The 15,762-nt window shown below is 59.2% G+C and carries 15 protein-coding genes and 1 pseudogene; 8 read left to right on the forward strand and 8 right to left on the reverse strand.

Annotated features, from left to right (window positions below):
- A pseudogene (locus Q0071_RS05735) lies at positions 1 to 102 on the forward strand (IS630 family transposase); the annotation flags it as partial.
- Positions 99 to 1,022: a hypothetical protein gene (locus Q0071_RS05740; protein ID WP_298166249.1), complete on the forward strand. Its 924-nt coding sequence runs from the start codon at positions 99 to 101 to the stop codon at positions 1,020 to 1,022. The pseudogene Q0071_RS05735 and the gene Q0071_RS05740, both read left to right, overlap by 4 nt.
- 165 nt (positions 1,023 to 1,187) lie before the next feature.
- Here Q0071_RS05740 and Q0071_RS05745 read toward each other — a convergent pair whose 3' ends face one another.
- A complete protein-coding gene (locus Q0071_RS05745) occupies positions 1,188 to 2,525 on the reverse strand; it encodes an aldehyde dehydrogenase family protein (RefSeq protein WP_298166251.1) in 1,338 nt (445 codons plus the stop codon).
- Positions 2,526 to 3,075: 550 nt separating this feature from the next.
- On the opposite strand from Q0071_RS05745, the gene Q0071_RS05750 reads away from it, so the two are divergent.
- The 6 genes from Q0071_RS05750 to Q0071_RS05775 all read left to right on the forward strand — a co-directional run bounded on the left by Q0071_RS05750 (position 3,076) and on the right by Q0071_RS05775 (position 10,216).
- Positions 3,076 to 5,301, forward strand: a complete 2,226-nt coding sequence (locus Q0071_RS05750; protein ID WP_298166253.1) for a TonB-dependent receptor — start codon at positions 3,076 to 3,078, stop codon at positions 5,299 to 5,301.
- 71 nt (positions 5,302 to 5,372) lie between these two features.
- Entirely contained in the window at positions 5,373 to 6,059 is a 687-nt protein-coding gene (locus tag Q0071_RS05755; protein ID WP_298166255.1) for a DJ-1/PfpI family protein, read from the forward strand.
- Positions 6,056 to 7,510, forward strand: coding sequence for an MFS transporter (locus Q0071_RS05760; protein ID WP_298166257.1), 1,455 nt, complete (start codon positions 6,056 to 6,058; stop codon positions 7,508 to 7,510). Before Q0071_RS05755 ends, Q0071_RS05760 begins: the two co-directional genes overlap by 4 nt.
- Before the next feature lie 148 nt (positions 7,511 to 7,658).
- Complete coding sequence (locus Q0071_RS05765; protein WP_298166259.1) at positions 7,659 to 8,372, forward strand: 3-oxoacid CoA-transferase subunit A; 714 nt, start codon at positions 7,659 to 7,661, stop codon at positions 8,370 to 8,372.
- Positions 8,369 to 9,013, forward strand: coding sequence for a 3-oxoacid CoA-transferase subunit B (locus Q0071_RS05770; RefSeq protein WP_298166261.1), 645 nt, complete (start codon positions 8,369 to 8,371; stop codon positions 9,011 to 9,013). The genes Q0071_RS05765 and Q0071_RS05770 overlap by 4 nt, the downstream gene beginning before the upstream one ends.
- A gap of 306 nt (positions 9,014 to 9,319) precedes the next feature.
- On the forward strand, positions 9,320 to 10,216 hold the full coding sequence (locus Q0071_RS05775; protein ID WP_298166263.1) for a LysR substrate-binding domain-containing protein: 897 nt from the start codon (positions 9,320 to 9,322) through the stop codon (positions 10,214 to 10,216).
- Here Q0071_RS05775 and Q0071_RS05780 read toward each other — a convergent pair.
- Genes Q0071_RS05780 through trbJ form a run of 7 tightly spaced genes read right to left on the reverse strand, consistent with a single transcriptional unit; the run spans position 10,204 to position 15,760 of the window.
- Complete coding sequence (locus tag Q0071_RS05780) at positions 10,204 to 10,425, reverse strand: DUF2274 domain-containing protein (protein ID WP_298166265.1); 222 nt, start codon at positions 10,423 to 10,425, stop codon at positions 10,204 to 10,206. The two genes, Q0071_RS05775 and Q0071_RS05780, sit on opposite strands and share 13 nt — an antisense overlap.
- On the reverse strand, positions 10,425 to 11,630 hold the full coding sequence (locus Q0071_RS05785; protein WP_298166266.1) for a TrbI/VirB10 family protein: 1,206 nt from the start codon (positions 11,628 to 11,630) through the stop codon (positions 10,425 to 10,427). The genes Q0071_RS05780 and Q0071_RS05785 overlap by 1 nt, the downstream gene beginning before the upstream one ends.
- The gene (gene trbG / locus Q0071_RS05790; RefSeq protein WP_298166268.1) at positions 11,627 to 12,649 is read right to left on the reverse strand and encodes a P-type conjugative transfer protein TrbG; all 1,023 of its coding nucleotides are present in this window, start codon (positions 12,647 to 12,649) and stop codon (positions 11,627 to 11,629) included. Before trbG ends, Q0071_RS05785 begins: the two co-directional genes overlap by 4 nt.
- Entirely contained in the window at positions 12,646 to 13,329 is a 684-nt protein-coding gene (gene trbF / locus Q0071_RS05795) for a conjugal transfer protein TrbF (protein WP_298166270.1), read from the reverse strand. Before trbF ends, trbG begins: the two co-directional genes overlap by 4 nt.
- 3 nt (positions 13,330 to 13,332) lie before the next feature.
- Positions 13,333 to 14,649 carry a P-type conjugative transfer protein TrbL gene (gene trbL / locus Q0071_RS05800; RefSeq protein WP_298166271.1) on the reverse strand — a complete coding sequence of 439 codons (1,317 nt, stop codon included), beginning with the start codon at positions 14,647 to 14,649 and terminating at the stop codon, positions 13,333 to 13,335.
- A 1-nt stretch (position 14,650) separates the two neighbouring features.
- A complete protein-coding gene (gene trbK-alt, locus Q0071_RS05805; RefSeq protein ID WP_298166273.1) occupies positions 14,651 to 15,001 on the reverse strand; it encodes a putative entry exclusion protein TrbK-alt in 351 nt (116 codons plus the stop codon).
- 3 nt (positions 15,002 to 15,004) lie between these two features.
- Positions 15,005 to 15,760, reverse strand: coding sequence for a P-type conjugative transfer protein TrbJ (trbJ, locus tag Q0071_RS05810; RefSeq protein WP_298166275.1), 756 nt, complete (start codon positions 15,758 to 15,760; stop codon positions 15,005 to 15,007).
- Between the last annotated feature and the right edge of the window lie 2 nt (positions 15,761 to 15,762).

Raw genomic sequence — 15,762 nt, forward strand, 5'->3', positions numbered from 1 at the left:
ACCGTCAGCGGGTTGTGGGACCTGATCGGCAGGCTCGTCGACATCTTCCAGCCAGACGAATGCGCCAACTACTTCAAATCATGCGGCTATGAACCGGAATGAACGGAAACCGCTCTAATAGCCGGGATATTGCTCGCCGCCTTCCGTTTCGGGGGCTGATCGACGGGCTGGCCCGAAGTTATGGGGATCCTGTTTCAATACTGCCGCGACAGCGGATCGTGGTGTCGCGGGGGCGGGAATTTTTGATCATGCCCGTCGCGGACGAAAGTCACGCGGGTGCGAAGTTGATAACGATTGTCCCTGAAAATTCATACGACGGCGAACCGGTCATTCAAGGCCTCTACGCACTGTTCGACCTGAGCAACGGCACGCCAATAGCGATCATGGATGCGGCCGAGCTGACGTCCCGTCGCACCGCAGCCATTTCCGCACTCGCAGCTGACCGGCTTGCGGCACCTGCGGCCCGCAGATTACTCCTCATAGGGTCGGGTAACCTGGTCGCCTACTATGCCGAGGCGATGATGACGGTACGTCGGTTCGATAGCATCGAACTTTGGGCAAGGTACCGAGTCAAGGCCGACGCAGCGATCGGTCGTATTCGCGGTCGCATCGAATATTCGGATGTTAGGGTCGCGGGTGACCTTGAAGAGGCAGCGCGGAACGCCGATGTCATTTGTTGTCTCACAAGCGCAACGGCACCGCTCATCTTCGGAGATTGGCTGAAACCAGGAGCGCATCTCGATTGCGCTGGGGGTTATCGTCCGGACATGCGGGAAGCGGATGATAAAGCCTTTGCCCGCGGCCGCATCTTCGTCGACGATTGCGCCGCGGTCTTGTCGGAAGCGGGCGACATCATCCATCCTATTGCAACCGGCGCAATCACTGCGGCGTCGATTTGCGGTGACATCAGGGACCTCGCGCGCGGCGCAATTAGCCGAAGCGCGGAAGAAATTACGATATTCAAGTCCGTCGGTACGGCTGTCGCAGACCTGTATTCAGCAAGGATCGCATTGGAAGCCTAAGTGGCGTACTGCGTATGCACTGATTCACGGCTGGAAGAACGCCATAACCTGATAGAGTGGCCTGTGTTGGAAGGAAATCCGGCGGCCGCTCCATGCACATTTGGCGTCTGGTAAGCGGCCGTCCCACGCCTTGCCCGCAAGCATTGCATGAAACGGCCGGTGCATTTACTGGTGGCTGTAGATCGCCCGTTCATGGGAAAAGGCCTTGAAGCCAAATTCGCCGTGGTAGCTTCCCAACCCACTCTGATTTACCCCTCCGAAGGGTAAGTTGTTTTCAAGATAGTGTGAGAAGAAGCCGTTTATGGTGACGCCGCCCGATGAGGTTCCCTGAAGGATCTTCTCGATGTTCGCTTGGTTCCCGCTGAAGATGTAAAGCGCCAGCGGCTTGTCGCGATCAGAGATATGGCGAATGACATCGTCCAGATTATCATAGGTCACAACCGGCAGAACCGGCGCAAATATCTCGTCCTGGAGAATCGTCATATCGGGCCTGACGCCAACGAGCATCGTCGGATAGATTGTGAAATCGGTTGCGTCCAGGCTTCCGCCATACGCGATAGTCGCGCCCTTTGCGGTCGCATCATCGACCAGAGATTTTACACGATCAAAGTTTTGCTTGTTGACGATCTGCGCGATGTTTTCCTTGGGGATTTGCTTGCTCTCGGTGTCGGTCCTGGAGGCGACGGCTTCCCCGAACTTTTCAATGAGAAGTCCGATCTTCTCTGTTGGCACGAAGACATAATCGGGACAGATGCAAGCTTGACCAGCGTTCAACTGCTTGGCGGCAGCAAGATGCTGGGCGACCAATTCGATATTGGCGTCGGCATCGACAATAACTGGCGACTTGCCTCCGAGTTCCAAAGTGACGCTCGAAAGATGCCGAGCGGCCGCAGCCATCACGAGTCGGCCGACGCGCGTGCTGCCTGTGAAGAAGATATGGTTGAATGGCAAATCGAGGAGCGCCGTTGCGACGGACACATCTCCTTCGAAGAGGGCGACCTCATTCTCTTCGAATGTGTCCCGAATGATCTCGCCGGCAACTTTGGCAGTCGCCGGACAGAGATCGGTGAGCTTCACGACACAGCAGTTGCCAGCAGCAATTGCGGCTGCCAGAGGCCCGAAGGTTAGGCCCAGCGGGAAGTTCCAAGGCCCCAGAATCAGGCAAACTCCGCGGGCTTCCATCACGATTTGAGCGCGGTCTGCAGGATTCAGCGAAGGCGCAACATCGGTCGGCTCCATCCAGCGCTCAAGATTGTCGATATTACGCTGAATGTTCGCGATCAGGTTCTGGACTTCCACATGCTGTACTTCGGCCTCGGGCTTACGCGTGTCTCGTCTCACCGCGTCGACGATGTCTTGGGCGCGCGCGATGACGGCGGTCTTTAATCGCTCGAGCTTTTCGCGGCGCAGGGCAGCGGACGTACTCTTGATGTTCCATTGGTTCGCTCGCTGCAAATCGAAAACACGCTGCAATTCTGAAGCAGTAACTTGGATCTCGGACATATAAGTCTCCCTTCGAACTCTGTGAATCGGGGCAGGCACGCCAAACCGGCGCGATTGTCTGGAAATCCCCGTCAGTGAAAATCTGAGCTGCGATTCTCGGTTGGAGTGATTCTCTCGGGCGGCTTTTTGACCGAACGAACTTGTGCAGAAGCGCTTCCCTGATCACATCCCATTCCAAAAATAGCTTCATATCAGATGTTTATGCGGACCCCTCAATCGATTCCGCACGGGAATCCTACCTCCTTTCTGAAGCTAATTATTAGACTAGAAATCTGAGGAAAACATCATATATTGTGCAGATATCCGCAAAACAGCGGGCTTCGGGAGGCGACGCTGCAATTCAATCGAAGCCAGTATGAGAGAGGCAGGGGGGCTGTCTGCTTGGCAGCCGCCGCGGCGGTCGCCGAGCGAGTTCGCGCGAAGAATGGGGGCCAAAGCCTGGCTAGCAGTTCGATGCGGGCCGCAGACCTGCACCGGCGCCCGCGCCGAACAAATCACTAAGAACTGTTGACCAAGAAGGCGCCAAAACGCGCATATGGGGAGAGAGGGAATGCAAAAGAATCAAGTTTCGCACCAGCGCGTTCGCGCAACGCGTGCATGTCTTGCTGCAACGACAGCCATTGCCAGCCTATGGGGCGGCATCGCCTCGGCACAGGCGCAAGAAGCGCAGCCCGGTGAAATTGTTGTGACAGCAACCAAGCGAGAAACGACCCTCCAGGACGTGCCGGCGGCCTTGGCCGCGGTAGGTGGGGAGCGCCTGGAAACTGAGCGAGTTCTGAATATCGAGCAGTTGCGCTCGATACCTTCCTTTTCGGCCGGCACGGCATTCGGGCGAGATCAGAATCAATATTTCGTGCGCGGGGTGACCACTTACAACGGAAACGAAGGCACTTCGTCGGCGGTTGCCATCTACCAGAATGAGGTGTTCACGGATTCGCCTTCATTCGGATCCGAACCGTTCTTCGATGTGGAGCGCGTCGAGGTCCTGTTCGGCCCTCAAGGAACGCTTTGGGGGCAGAATTCAACAGGCGGCGCCGTTAACGTGATTACGAAGAAGCCGACGAAAGACTTCGAGGGCGCTGCGAGCATCACTTATGGTGCATTCAATGAATTCGATATCGACGGCGCGATCAGTGGCCCGTTAGTCGATGACAAGCTTTCGGCCCGCCTTTCGTTCGTTCACCAGTCGCGTGATGGCTGGATCACGAATAGTTTCAACAACAAGAAAATCGCGGGATACTCGGACAGCGCAGTTCGCGCGCAGCTCCTCTGGACTCCCAGCGACACTTTCGACTTGCTGCTGCGCTTCCGCGCACGCGAACTTTCCGGCGACGGAGCAACTCCCTATTTCGGCACAGGCCTCCTGCCCGGCAATACCAATATCTACGGCTACCAATATTCGGATTCCTACGACACGCTATCGATCAATGTCACGGATCCCGTCAACGACCTTAACTCTCACGGCGCGTCGCTTGAGGCCAATCTCGATTTGGGTTTTGCTGGACTGAAGCTTATCGCCTCACACGACAAGTCGGATGGTGAATCACGCTTCGACGACGATGCAACGCCACTGGACATTGAAACTTTTCACAATAAAAAATCTGCCGAGCAACAGAATCTAGAGCTGCGGTTGACATCGCCTAAAAGCGATCATTTTAGTTGGATCGTAGGCGCGACCTATTTTAATGGTCGTTCGACGCTCGATCAACAATTCTATACCCTTGCGCAGGATCCGCTGATCGGTTCGGGCCTCTACGGCTATGGCATCCGCTTCAATCAATCGAAGCGCAACTACGGCATCTACGGATCCGTCACGTTTCATCTGACAGACGACCTGTCCGTGATCGCTGGCGGTCGTTATACGTCCGAGAAGATTTCCGGAAACATCGACAATGTCATGTATCTGATCAATCTTGCGTCGCCCGAGGACGTAGACAGCAGCCAGGATCCGCTAATCCCGCTCGCAACCTTGAGCCAGAGGATTTCGTCGAAGGAACCGACTGGCGACATCACGCTCCAATATAAGCCAAGCAGCGAACTGAACTTCTACGCTAAGGTCGCACGGGGCTACCGGGGCGGCGGGTTCAATCAGGGCGCTTTTTCTCAGGATGCGGCCGTTTCAGTGCGCCCGGAATATGTGTGGTCCTACGAGGTCGGCGCAAAAACCGTCTGGCTGGACAGTAAACTCGCCATCGATTTGTCCATATTCCGATCCGATTTCTCTGACTTGCAGAGCCAATCCTATACTAACAATGTTCTGACACTGTTTAATGCGGGTAAGGCAAATTACACCGGCGGGGAAATCAACATCAATTATCGGCCTTCACGCGACTTCAATGTTCGGCTGGGGTACTCGTTCGTACAGCGTCACGTATATGGGTATCAAGGTGTCGGTCCAGACGGCCTTGTTTACGACGTGGATTACGATCGTCCTTACAGTCAGGCCAATATCGGGGTCATGAAGGCTTTTGATTTCGGTGGCGACCATCGTCTAGTGTTCAACACGAGTTGGACCTATTTTGGCCGGCGGTATTTGCGCGACATCATTCCGACCGATCCTATATGGAAGTTTCTCCAGCAAGATCCTCGCTGGAAGGGAGACGCCTCGGTTAGCTATGAGTTCGGCAATGGTCGCTGGGCCCTGACCGGCTGGGTCAAGAACATTACGGATCAAAAATCCTATTCCAGCCCTGCGCCTCAGCCCTACTACGGCCTGTCTGTGATCACGCACGGTGATCCGCGAACCTACGGCGCCACGCTAAACTTCGAATTCTGACTGGCGGCGGCCGGCAGAGGATGATCTGCCGGCCGCTCTACAACCTCAGCAAATCATCAAGGGATAGGAAAATGACGGGCAAGATTCTCGCAGTGGTTGCGTCCCAACCAACTTTGCCATCCGGCAAAGCAACTGGCTACACGCTGGAGGAGCTTGCCGCACCTTATGCAAAATTCCTTCGCGCGGGCCTGAAGGTCGACATCGCTTCGCCTGCCGGGGGACCAGTGACGCACGATCCGGCCTATGCAAGCGGCCCTTTTCTCACCGACGACGGCCGCGCCCTCCTGGAAAGCCCCGAAGTGCGAGCGCAACTTGCGAACACGATTCCGCTCAAGGATATCGATCCCTCGGCTTATGGTGGCATCTATCTCGTGGGCGGGGCGGCCGCCGCTGCCGATTTCGACAACAATGCCGATCTCAATCGGATCCTTCACGCCATGCTCGCCGCCGGAGCCGGGGTTGCAGCTGTTTGCCATGGCGTTGTGGGCCTCACGACATTGCGTTCAGCGAATGGAGATTTGGTCGCAGCCGGTCATCCGATGACGGGGTTCAGCCTCGACGAGGAGGTCGCGGCCAATCTTGTCGAGGAAGTCGCGGTCGTGCCCGAGGGCAGAATCCGCGCCGTCGGCGCGCTGTACGAAAAGGCGCCTCACCTTTGGGGCGAATACGTCGTCGAAGGGCCTGTATTTATTACCGGACAGAACCCCGCGTCGTCAGGCGGAGTGGCGGACGCGCTCATTCGCCGGGTCGTAAAATGATTAAAGCCACCCAATGTGACAAAGCCATCAAGATAGGGCCATCTCATCGCTTGTTCTTCGCAGCAGGTGGCGCGCCGTCAGCGATCGTTGTCACGCTCACATCCGGTTTCATCCTCCTGTTTTACAGCAATGCCTTGGGGGCGCCGTCGGCCTTGGTCGGGGCAACTCTCGCGCTGGCACTGCTTTTTGATGCGATCTGGGATCCGTTTGTCGGTTATGTCTCTGACAATACAAAGACGCGGTTGGGGCGACGACACCCCTTCCTCTACGCTGCTATAATTCCGGTCACTTTCCTAGGCTGGGCTGTTTGGAATCCACCGTCGAGCCTCTCATCGACCGGGCTAATTCTGTATCTCCTTGCAACAATAATACCGTTGCGACTGACACTCGCGCTCTTTGACGTCCCTAGCACGGCTCTGACGGCGGAATTGACCAGCGACTATGATGAGCGAACCAAGCTTTCGACATATCGGACCTGCGTCAGCTGGCTATTCATCACTGTCTTTTCAGCCTTACTCTATGGCTACTGGCTTAGGTCCAGCCCTGAATATCCCGATGGCCTGCTTAATCCTGCTGGATACGGCGACATGGGTCTGGCTGCGGCAACAGCGGTTTGCGCGACGATGTTGGTTTGTGCCGTTGGGCTTCATCGCCTGATTCCTCAACTACCCAAACCGTCCCAGGATGTGGGACTGAGCTTTTCGGACCTCTTGTCGAGCGTCTTCGGCACGTTTCGCGAACCAATACTGGTTCCGCTCCTGGTCGCCAGCGCTACAATCTCTACTGGATTTTCAATTTACGCGGCGCTCTTTCCTTATCAGTATGCCTATTTCTGGCAGCTCGATAGCCTTGAGCTTTCTTTGACGGCTTTGCCATGGGGTATCGGGTTGGTTGTTGCCGTTATCTTGGCTCCCAAGCTCACAAGAGTTGGCGAAAAGCGGAAGCTGGCCGGATTGGCGATATTTGGTCTTACCCTGAGCATTTCCATCCCGGTGCTTATGGGAAAATGCGGCCTGATGCCTGCTGATAGTCAGAGCCGCCTGCTGATCCTGAGCTTATTCCTCTTCTTCGACATGCTCACCTATCTTGTAGTGACCAGCTCAATTAGCTCGATGCTCGCAGACGCCGTGGAACACCGGGAATTGCAGCGCGGACGTCGCGAAGAAGGCACGATCTTTGCGGCTCAGACACTCGTCCTCAAGCTTAGCTCGGCTCTCGGCGTTCTTATTGCGGGTGTCCTCCTGCAATTGATCGGGTTCAATGCGCACGGAACAAACTTTGATCCGCACGTGATCGATCGACTGGGCTCCGTTTGGATTGTCGGAAACGCGGGTTTCTACCTCTTGGCCGTCTTCTCCATCCGTTTCTACCGCCACACGCGGCAACAGCATGAAGCGAATGTCGAGAGGCTCAGAGTTTCATCAAGCGAGGCCACGGAAGTCCAGCTGTGATCTGACGAACAAACTTGTAACCGCTTTGCTCGATTTAGAGCACAGCGCGGAAAACCGGTTCTCTTAACGGAGCAGGGCGATCTGAAAGACGCTTGCCTTCACTGTAGGCCGAGACGCACCCCAAACTCTAGACGAACTGGATCTTCGGATGATCGATAAGAGGATGACTACGGCCCTTGAGGCTGTCGGTGCCGTTGCCGATGGCTCGACAATCCTAATTGGAGGTTTTGGTGAGGCGGGCAGTCCTACCGAGCTGATCCACGCGTTAATCGAGCAGGGTGCTCGCGACCTCGTGGTGGTCAACAACAACGCTGGCAATGGTCACATTGGCCTCGCTGCCTTGCTCAAGGCAGGCCAGGTCGCGAAGATGATCTGCTCCTATCCGCGCAGTTCGCACGCCTTCGTTTTTACGGAGCTCTACCGCGCTGGTAAGGTGGAACTCGAAGTGGTGCCACAGGGTACGCTCGCAGAGCGTATTCGCGCTGGCGGTGCCGGTATTCCCGCCTTCTTTACCCCTACCGCCGCAGCGTCTGAAATTAGCGAAGGCAAGGAAGTGCGGGAGTTTGGCGGCCAACTACACGTACTCGAAACTGCCATCCGTGCCGACCTCGCCATCATCAAGGCTGAGAAGGCTGACCGCTGGGGAAATCTTGTCTATCGGAAGGCGGCGCGCAATTTTGGGCCGGTCATGGCGACCGCTGCCGCACGAACAATTGCACAAGTCCGGAGCCTTGTCGCTTTAGGTACAATCAATCCGGAGTCCGTCGTCACACCGGGTATCTTTGTTGATCGGATTGTGTTGGTGGAAAGCCCCATCAATGAGAGTGACTATCTCACTGAGCCCCCGGAGATTGCAGCATGAACGGCTGGACTGTCGAACAAATCGCATCGAAAGCTGCTCGTGACATTCCTAACGGTGCCCACGTCAACCTCGGCATTGGCCAGCCTGAGCGGGTGGCCGATTTTTTGCCTAACGGACGTGAGATTGTTCTTCACAGCGAAAACGGAATTCTCGGAATGGGGCCGAAGCCGGTCTCCGGTGCAGAGGACGGTGAGCTCATCAATGCCGGCAAGAAGCCTGTAACCCTTCTGGATGGCGGCAGCTTCTTCCATCACGCCGACAGCTTCGCGATGATCCGCGGCCGTCATATCGACATCTGCATTATGGGAGCCTTCGAAGTCTCCATGGCCGGTGACCTTGCGAACTGGTCGACCGGCAAAGATGGTATTCCCGCAGTCGGAGGCGCGATGGACCTCGCGATAGGTGCCCGAAGCGTGCGCGTTATCACCAGCCACGTGACGCGGAAGGGCCAACACAAATTGCTGACGGCGCTTTCGCTTCCTGCAACTGCGGCAGCCATTGTCGATCGGATTTATACTGACCTCGCCGTTCTCGACCCCAAGGGTGACCATTTTCTTGTTATTGAGACCGCACCCGGCATCGGTAGTAAGCTGCTTGCGGAATTAACCGGTGCGCCTATTCGGTTTGAAGGCAGAGGTTAGCCTTTTGCGATGTCTGAATTGAAACCGGCAGGTTCGTCGCAGGATGTTGTTGCAGGATTGTGTGAATTTAATGGACCGCACCTCAGATACTACTACATTTCCATCTTAGAACTACTCAATTTCAGATTGGAGTGACGAAAAGTGATGTGTCACTTCAAATTCAATGAGTTAATCCCCAGAGAAGATTCGGCTCCGGTCGAATACTCGCCAGCTTTCGTTGCCAATGATGCCGATTATTACTTGGAACTTGTTTAAAATCTTAAAACGACGCGCACTCGCATCGCACACATAGCATGTGAAAGCCTTATGCCGATTGACATCCGACAACTCCAGTATGCGATCATGACCGCTGATAGCCAGAGCTTCGCCCGAGCGGCTGCAAGGTTGAACATGAAGCAGTCCACCCTGAGCAGGAAGGTCAGGGATATGGAGATACGGCTTGGCATTAAACTATTCGAACGAACCACGCGCGGTGCCGAAGTTACCGAGAATGGGAAGCCCTTTATTGAGCAAGCCCGCAGAATCGTCACCGACGTCGAAAATCTCCAGACTACCGCGCGCAATGTTAGTTACGGACTACAAGGGCGGCTCGCAGTCGGCTATTGCTCGTCGCTGATGTCGGGCAATCTTAAGCTGGCTTTTACGGAATATTTGACCAAATTCTCGGAAGTTCAGTTCGATGGGATCGAAGGAAGTCCTGAAAAAATTATCCATCGCCTGCAATCGCAAACAATGGACATCGCCGTTGCGCCGATCGGCCTGAGTGAACCGGGGCTCACATCGAAGCAGCTCTGGTCCGAGCGTCTGTTTGTGGCATTGCTCGAAGACAGCGCCGTTCTCGAAAAGGAACGCATCTACTGGCAGGATTTGCGCCGCGAAGTGTTTGTGGTTTCCAGCAACGGCCTCGGTCCGATCTTAGGCAACCTCATCTCCGCGCGCCTTACCGAACAAGGGTTCAGGCCTGCAGTGATCTACCAGGACACGACACAGGAAAGTGTGTTCAGCATGATCGCCGCAAAGCGCTTCATCTCAATTGCAACAGAAGCGTCACAAGGGGTTCCCTGGCAAGACTTGCATTTTCGTGAGATTTACGATGCGAACGGACCGACCCGTCTCGAATTTGCCTTGTATTGGCGCGACGACAACCAAAATCCGGCATTGAAGCGTTTCGTCAAACTGATTGAGGAACGCTATCCTGGCTGAGCCGCGTGCCGCCGTTTCGAGTAGCTTCGGTCGGTCGCGATAAAACGCTCGATCATCGGCGGGATCAGTCGTTCGGGCGGTGGAGCGCCGTTCGCCTCGCCATCATTCATTGCCACAGCATAGGCCAGCAGTTCGCGGTGCAGCCGAGCCGGCAACTCTACGGTAATGCGTAGAGGCTTTTCGTCAGTCAAATCAGACAGTCTCGTCATCATTCCGCTCCAAGCACCAAATCGCGCGTCACCAGCACCCGCACCGGAAATCCGGGGCGGATGGTTATGGTCGGCTTGATATTGAGCTCGCGGCTTACGACCTGTTCGCCCGCGCGGGCGACACTGTCCTGCGTTCCGCGCCGGATCGCGCGAGTAAGGTCGCTGTCATTGCCGGCACCAGCTTCCGAGCCCGCGTCCAGCAAGGTTGAGACCAGCGCTGCCTTGAACACGCCGCCCCAGTGGTAGTCAGTGCCGTCCTGCAGTCCGGCGAACCCGCGTGGATCGGCCGCGGGCTGTCGTTCAAGTACGATCGAGCGGCCATCAGGGAGGATCAGCCGGTTCCAGGCGAGCAGCACCCGGCTCTGTCCATAGGCGACATCGGCATCATATTCGCCAATGAGACGTGACCCCTGCGGGATCAGCAGTATGCGCCCGGTCGGGCTGTCGTAAACATTCTGGGTGACCTGCGCGGTGACGAGACCGGGCAAATCGGAGCGGATGCCTGTGATGAGTGCGGCCGGGATGATCGATCCGGCCTGTACGACATTCGGTGAGGCGAGGCCGGACAGCCGTTCGCTCGACACTGTGCGCCGATCGCTGGCGCGGTCGAGGAATGCCCGCTGCCGATCAGTATCGGTCTTGGAACCATATTGCGCCGCAGTCGGAGCCGCTGCACCGTCGGCCATAGTCGGCATCGCAGCTCTGCCAGTTCCAGCAGTGCCCGCTGATCCGCCAAAGAACAGTCGGCTCCCCCGCACCGCTTCGCGCTCCTGCAAGGCGCGCTGGCGCGCGGCTTCGGCTGCATTGGCGGCAGGATTTACTGTCGGCGTTCCAACTGGAGGTAGCGCCGCTACATCGCCGCGCCGCTGCGCGTCGAGGATCGGTTTACCGAGATCTCCGGGGAGCGCTGGTCCAAGCTTGGGCACCTGTCCATAGTCCTTGGGAGCACCGGCCAGGGTATCAGCAACTGCCGTACTGCCAGTGTTGTAGAGCTCGTCACCCCCCTTGTGGGTCTGCGGCTGCAGTGCATAGATCAGCGCGCCGCCGATGAAAGCAATGCCGCTGGCTGAGGCGATCCCGATGGCCTTGCGCGACAAACGCATGACCCGCGGCGCATCGCCGCGCAGCTTCAAGGCGCTCGCGGGATCTGCCAGTGGCGCTCCGAAGCGCTCATCGGTGCCAATTTCAATGTCCGTATCGGTCATGCCCGCCCCCTGCGCTGGACGACGATCCGCACTTTGTCCTGCCCCTTGCGTCCGCCTAGCCGCAGCTCGGCCGCGCCAAACAGCCGGTCGACGATCATGTAGCGGCCCGCGACCCGGTAGTTGACCAGTTCGGCTTCGCCCTTGGCACCGATCACGAACAGCGGCGGCAGCTCGCCTTGCGCTACGCTTTCCGGAAACTCGATGTAGACCCGGACGCCGTCGTCGAACGCACGCAAGGGACGCCAATCGGGCTTGTCGCCTTCGATCCCATAGCGGAAGTTGAGCGCGGCAAGGTCCATGCCCGCCGCAATCGGCACGGTCCGTTCCGCTTCGGCGTGCGCCTGACGGAGCGCGATCAGCTGGTCCTGCGGATAGGTCCACGAGATCGAGGCCATGTAGACCGACGGATTGGCCCTGAGCTCGAGATGATAGGTGCGCCGGTCGGTGTTGATCACGATGTTGGTCGCGATGTCGGGGCGGATCGGCTTGACCAGGATATGCACCCGCGCTGCCGAACCGATTCCGCTGACGGTGTCGCCGATCATCCAGCGCACCGTGTCGCCAGCGGCAACTGGACCTGAGCCGACGAGTTGCTCGCCTTCCTGCAGCGCGATGTCGGTCACCTGGCCGGGCTTGGCGTAGATCTGATAGAGCGCCCCTTCGGTGTAGGGAAACACCTGGATCGCGTTGACGAACCCGGTGCGCTCGGGCTGGATGCGCGCTGCCTCCATCGCCGCTCCCACCCGGTCCTGCAAAGTGGGGCGACTTTGCGGAGGGCGGGAGCGGCCCGCGGCGTGGGGAGGGAGGCGCCGCGGAAGAGATTGGAGTTGGCCGGGGAGCGGCAGTGGCACCGGGATGGCCACAATGGTCCCTGCGGAGGGGGTCGTCTGTGCGACCTCGTTGGGGAGCACAGGCGATGCGGGCTGGTCCTTGGCCCACGTAACTGAGGAGAGGGCAGCGCTGCTGACGAGCATCGCAAGGGTGAAAGCGCGCCGGGCGCGATATTGGGTGCTGATCATGATCCGAGTTCCTTCGACCAGTTGATGGCGTTGACGAAAATGCCGAGCGGGTTCTTGCGCAGGGCATCGGGAGTTCGCGGCGGCAGGACGACCGTGGTCAGAATCGCCGTCCAGCGGCTCGTCTCGGCCAGACTTCCGTCACGGTATCGACGTTCGACCCAGGCGACGCGAAAGCTGGTCGGCGAAGCACGGATGACGCTGGTGACATCGACCCCGACCTGTTCCTTGCCGATCAGGGCGAACGGGTCGTTGGTGCGGGCATAGTCGTTGAGCGCGAGCGCACCCTTGTCAGTGGCGAAATCGTAGGCGCGCAGCCAGTTTTGACGCACGATGATCGGATCCTCGGGGATCGAACGGACCTGCTCGATGAACCGCGCGAGGTGGAACGCGACCTGCGGGTCACTCGGCGCATAGGCCGCATCTGCCGGGGCGACGGCCTGTGCTTCACCCAGCTTGTCGACCTGCACGACCCAGGGAACGATGCTGCCGCGCGCGCCTTGCCAGATGATCCCGCCGGTCAGGCAGGTCGACAGACCAAGCGCGCCGAAGAACGCGAGCCGCCAACTGCGTGCCTGGACGCGGGCCGAGCCGATCCGGTCATCCCATACCTGCGCAGCGCGCTGGTAGGGCGTTTCGGGTTCAGGGGTTTTGCCGTAGCGGATCGTTGGGCGTCGAAACATGCGTCAGTCCTTTTCCGAAGTATCGATGGAGGCACCGCCGCCATGGCTGTCGCCGGCCTTCAATGTGTGGGCGGCGAGCGTGGCGCTGTGGGTGATGGTCTGGCGGTCCTTCATCGCCTTGGCCCAGGCCGGTTGGCCCTGGTCGGGTTCGGCAGGCGGCGGGGCCGGTGTGTTGGGGCCAGGCGCAATCGTGCCGCCCGTGTTGGTGACGGCCGTGCGGCTGCCGTCGCGGAAAGACTGCTTCATGCTGTCGCCAGCCTTGCGCAGCGGCGAGGTCGCGGCGCCGACTGCGGCGTCGCCCACCGCCGCCATTCCCGAGCCGACTGCGGACGCGCCGGATTTTCCGGCAGAGCCGAGTGCATAGGCCATGGTCGCGCCGCCAGCGGCACGAGAGGTGCCATGCGCGACGTTGGAAGCGGCACTGGCGACTGCGCCGCCTGCCATGCGGGCACCGGCTACCGCGCCTGCGGCGGCACCGCCCGCGAGGAGCGCGGTGCCGGCAGCAGCACCTGCGCCGAGCTGCGGTCCGCCCGAGACGATCCCGTTGGCAATGCCGGGGCCGAAGATGCCGAGGCCAAGTAGTGCGAGGCTTGCGAGCATGATCGATAGCGCATCCTCGATGGTCGGTTCGCCCGAAATCGCGCTGGTAAACTCGGAGAAGATGGTTGAGCCGATGCCGACGATAACCGCCAGCACCAGCACCTTGATGCCCGACGAGACGACATTGCCGAGCACGCGTTCGGCCATGAACGCAGTCTTGCCGAACAGGCCGAACGGGATGAGCACGAACCCGCACAGCGTGGTCAGCTTGAACTCAATGAGGGTGATGAACAGCTGGATCGAGAGGATGAAGAACGCGATGATCACCACCGCCCAGGCGACCAGCAAGATGACGATCTGCAGGAAGTTCTCGAAGAAGCTGACGAAGCCCATCAGGTCCGAAATGGAATCGAGGAGGGGGTGCGCGGCATCGAGCCCTACCTGCGCGACACGGCCAGGTTGCAACAGTTCGGCAGTCGAAAAGCCCGTCCCGCTGGCCTTGAGGCCAAGCCCGGCGAAGCTCTCGAAGACGATGCGGGCGAGGTTGTTCCAGTTGCCGATGATGTAAGCGAACACACCGACGAACAGCGTCTTCTTGACCAGGCGGGCGATGACATCGTCGCCCTCGCCCCACGTCCAGAACAATGCGGCCAGCGTCACATCGATCACGATCAGCGTCGTCGCGATGAACGCGACCTCGCCGTGAAGCAGCCCGAAGCCGCTGTCGATGTAGCGCGAGAAGATGTCGAGGAAGCGGTCGACGACGCCGGTGCCACCCATGTCAGTGATCCTTTGCGGGCTGGGACTCGAAGGAGAATGGCTCGGCAGGCTCCGGCGCTTCGGATGCCTTTTCCGTTGCAGCTACTGCGCCACCGGGCTTGCCTGCGGTGCCGAGAAACCGCCGCCGCTTCTCGGCCCATGCCGCCCGGCAGACCGGCGATTCCAGCGCCTGCTCGCCCCGCGCCCCGCAATCCCGCAGCGTCGCAGCAAGCGGATCGCCTTCGGGTTCGGCGACCGTGACCACTTCGGGCAGCGGGACCTTGCGCTCTTCGCGCAGCTGGAGCGCGGTCATGGTCAGCGCCACGGCCACGAAGGCCCCGGCCCCGATCCGCGCGAAGAGCTTGGTGTCCATGTGTCAGTTCCGGAACATCTGGACCGTGGTCGCGACATAGCCGCGGCCGGGAGCGAGAAAGCGGCGCAGCTGTTCGCGGGCCTGCGCTTTGGCCGCCGCGCTGCTGGCGGCATCAAGCGTCTGCGCCCGGCCGAGCGAGGTGACGCTCGCGATGAGGTCAGCGAGTTGCTGCGACTGTACCGCGAGCAGCTGGTTGCCGGCCTGAGCGGCCTGCAGCGCGCCGGTCGCCGACTGGCTCGCGGTGACGAGATCGGTCACCGCGCTCCGCGTGCCCTCGATGTTGGCGACGGCGCCGGCCTGGACTTTGAGCGCGTCCTCAAACGCCGCGACGCTGTTCTGCCAGCGGCTCTCCGCGCCCTGCACCATCGCGGCCTGCGGCGCGGTCAGGTCCATCGCCTTGTACTGGCGCGAGAACTCGCTCTGGATCTGCTGGACATTGTACGCCATCCGCTGCGCCTGGCCGAGAAGCTGCTGGGTCTGCTGGATCTGCTGCTGGAGTGGGGCGAGCACGCTGGTCGGCAAGCTCGCAAGATTGCGCGCCTCGTTGATCAGCGAGGTCGCTTGGTTCCGCAGCTGCCGGATCTGATTGTTGATCTGCTCGAGCGTGCGCGCCGCAGTGAGCACGTTCTGCGCATAGTTCGAGGGATCGTAGACGATCCCGCCGAACTGGGCATAGGCGGGCGCCGAGACCAGCGCTGTTGCGGTCAGCGACAGGATCGCGGCACCGGCGACCAACGCCCGGCGAAAAGAAGATTTCATGG

Origin of the sequence: Novosphingobium sp., assembly GCF_027486195.1 — a bacterium.
Classification (GTDB): Bacteria; Pseudomonadota; Alphaproteobacteria; order Sphingomonadales; family Sphingomonadaceae; genus Novosphingobium.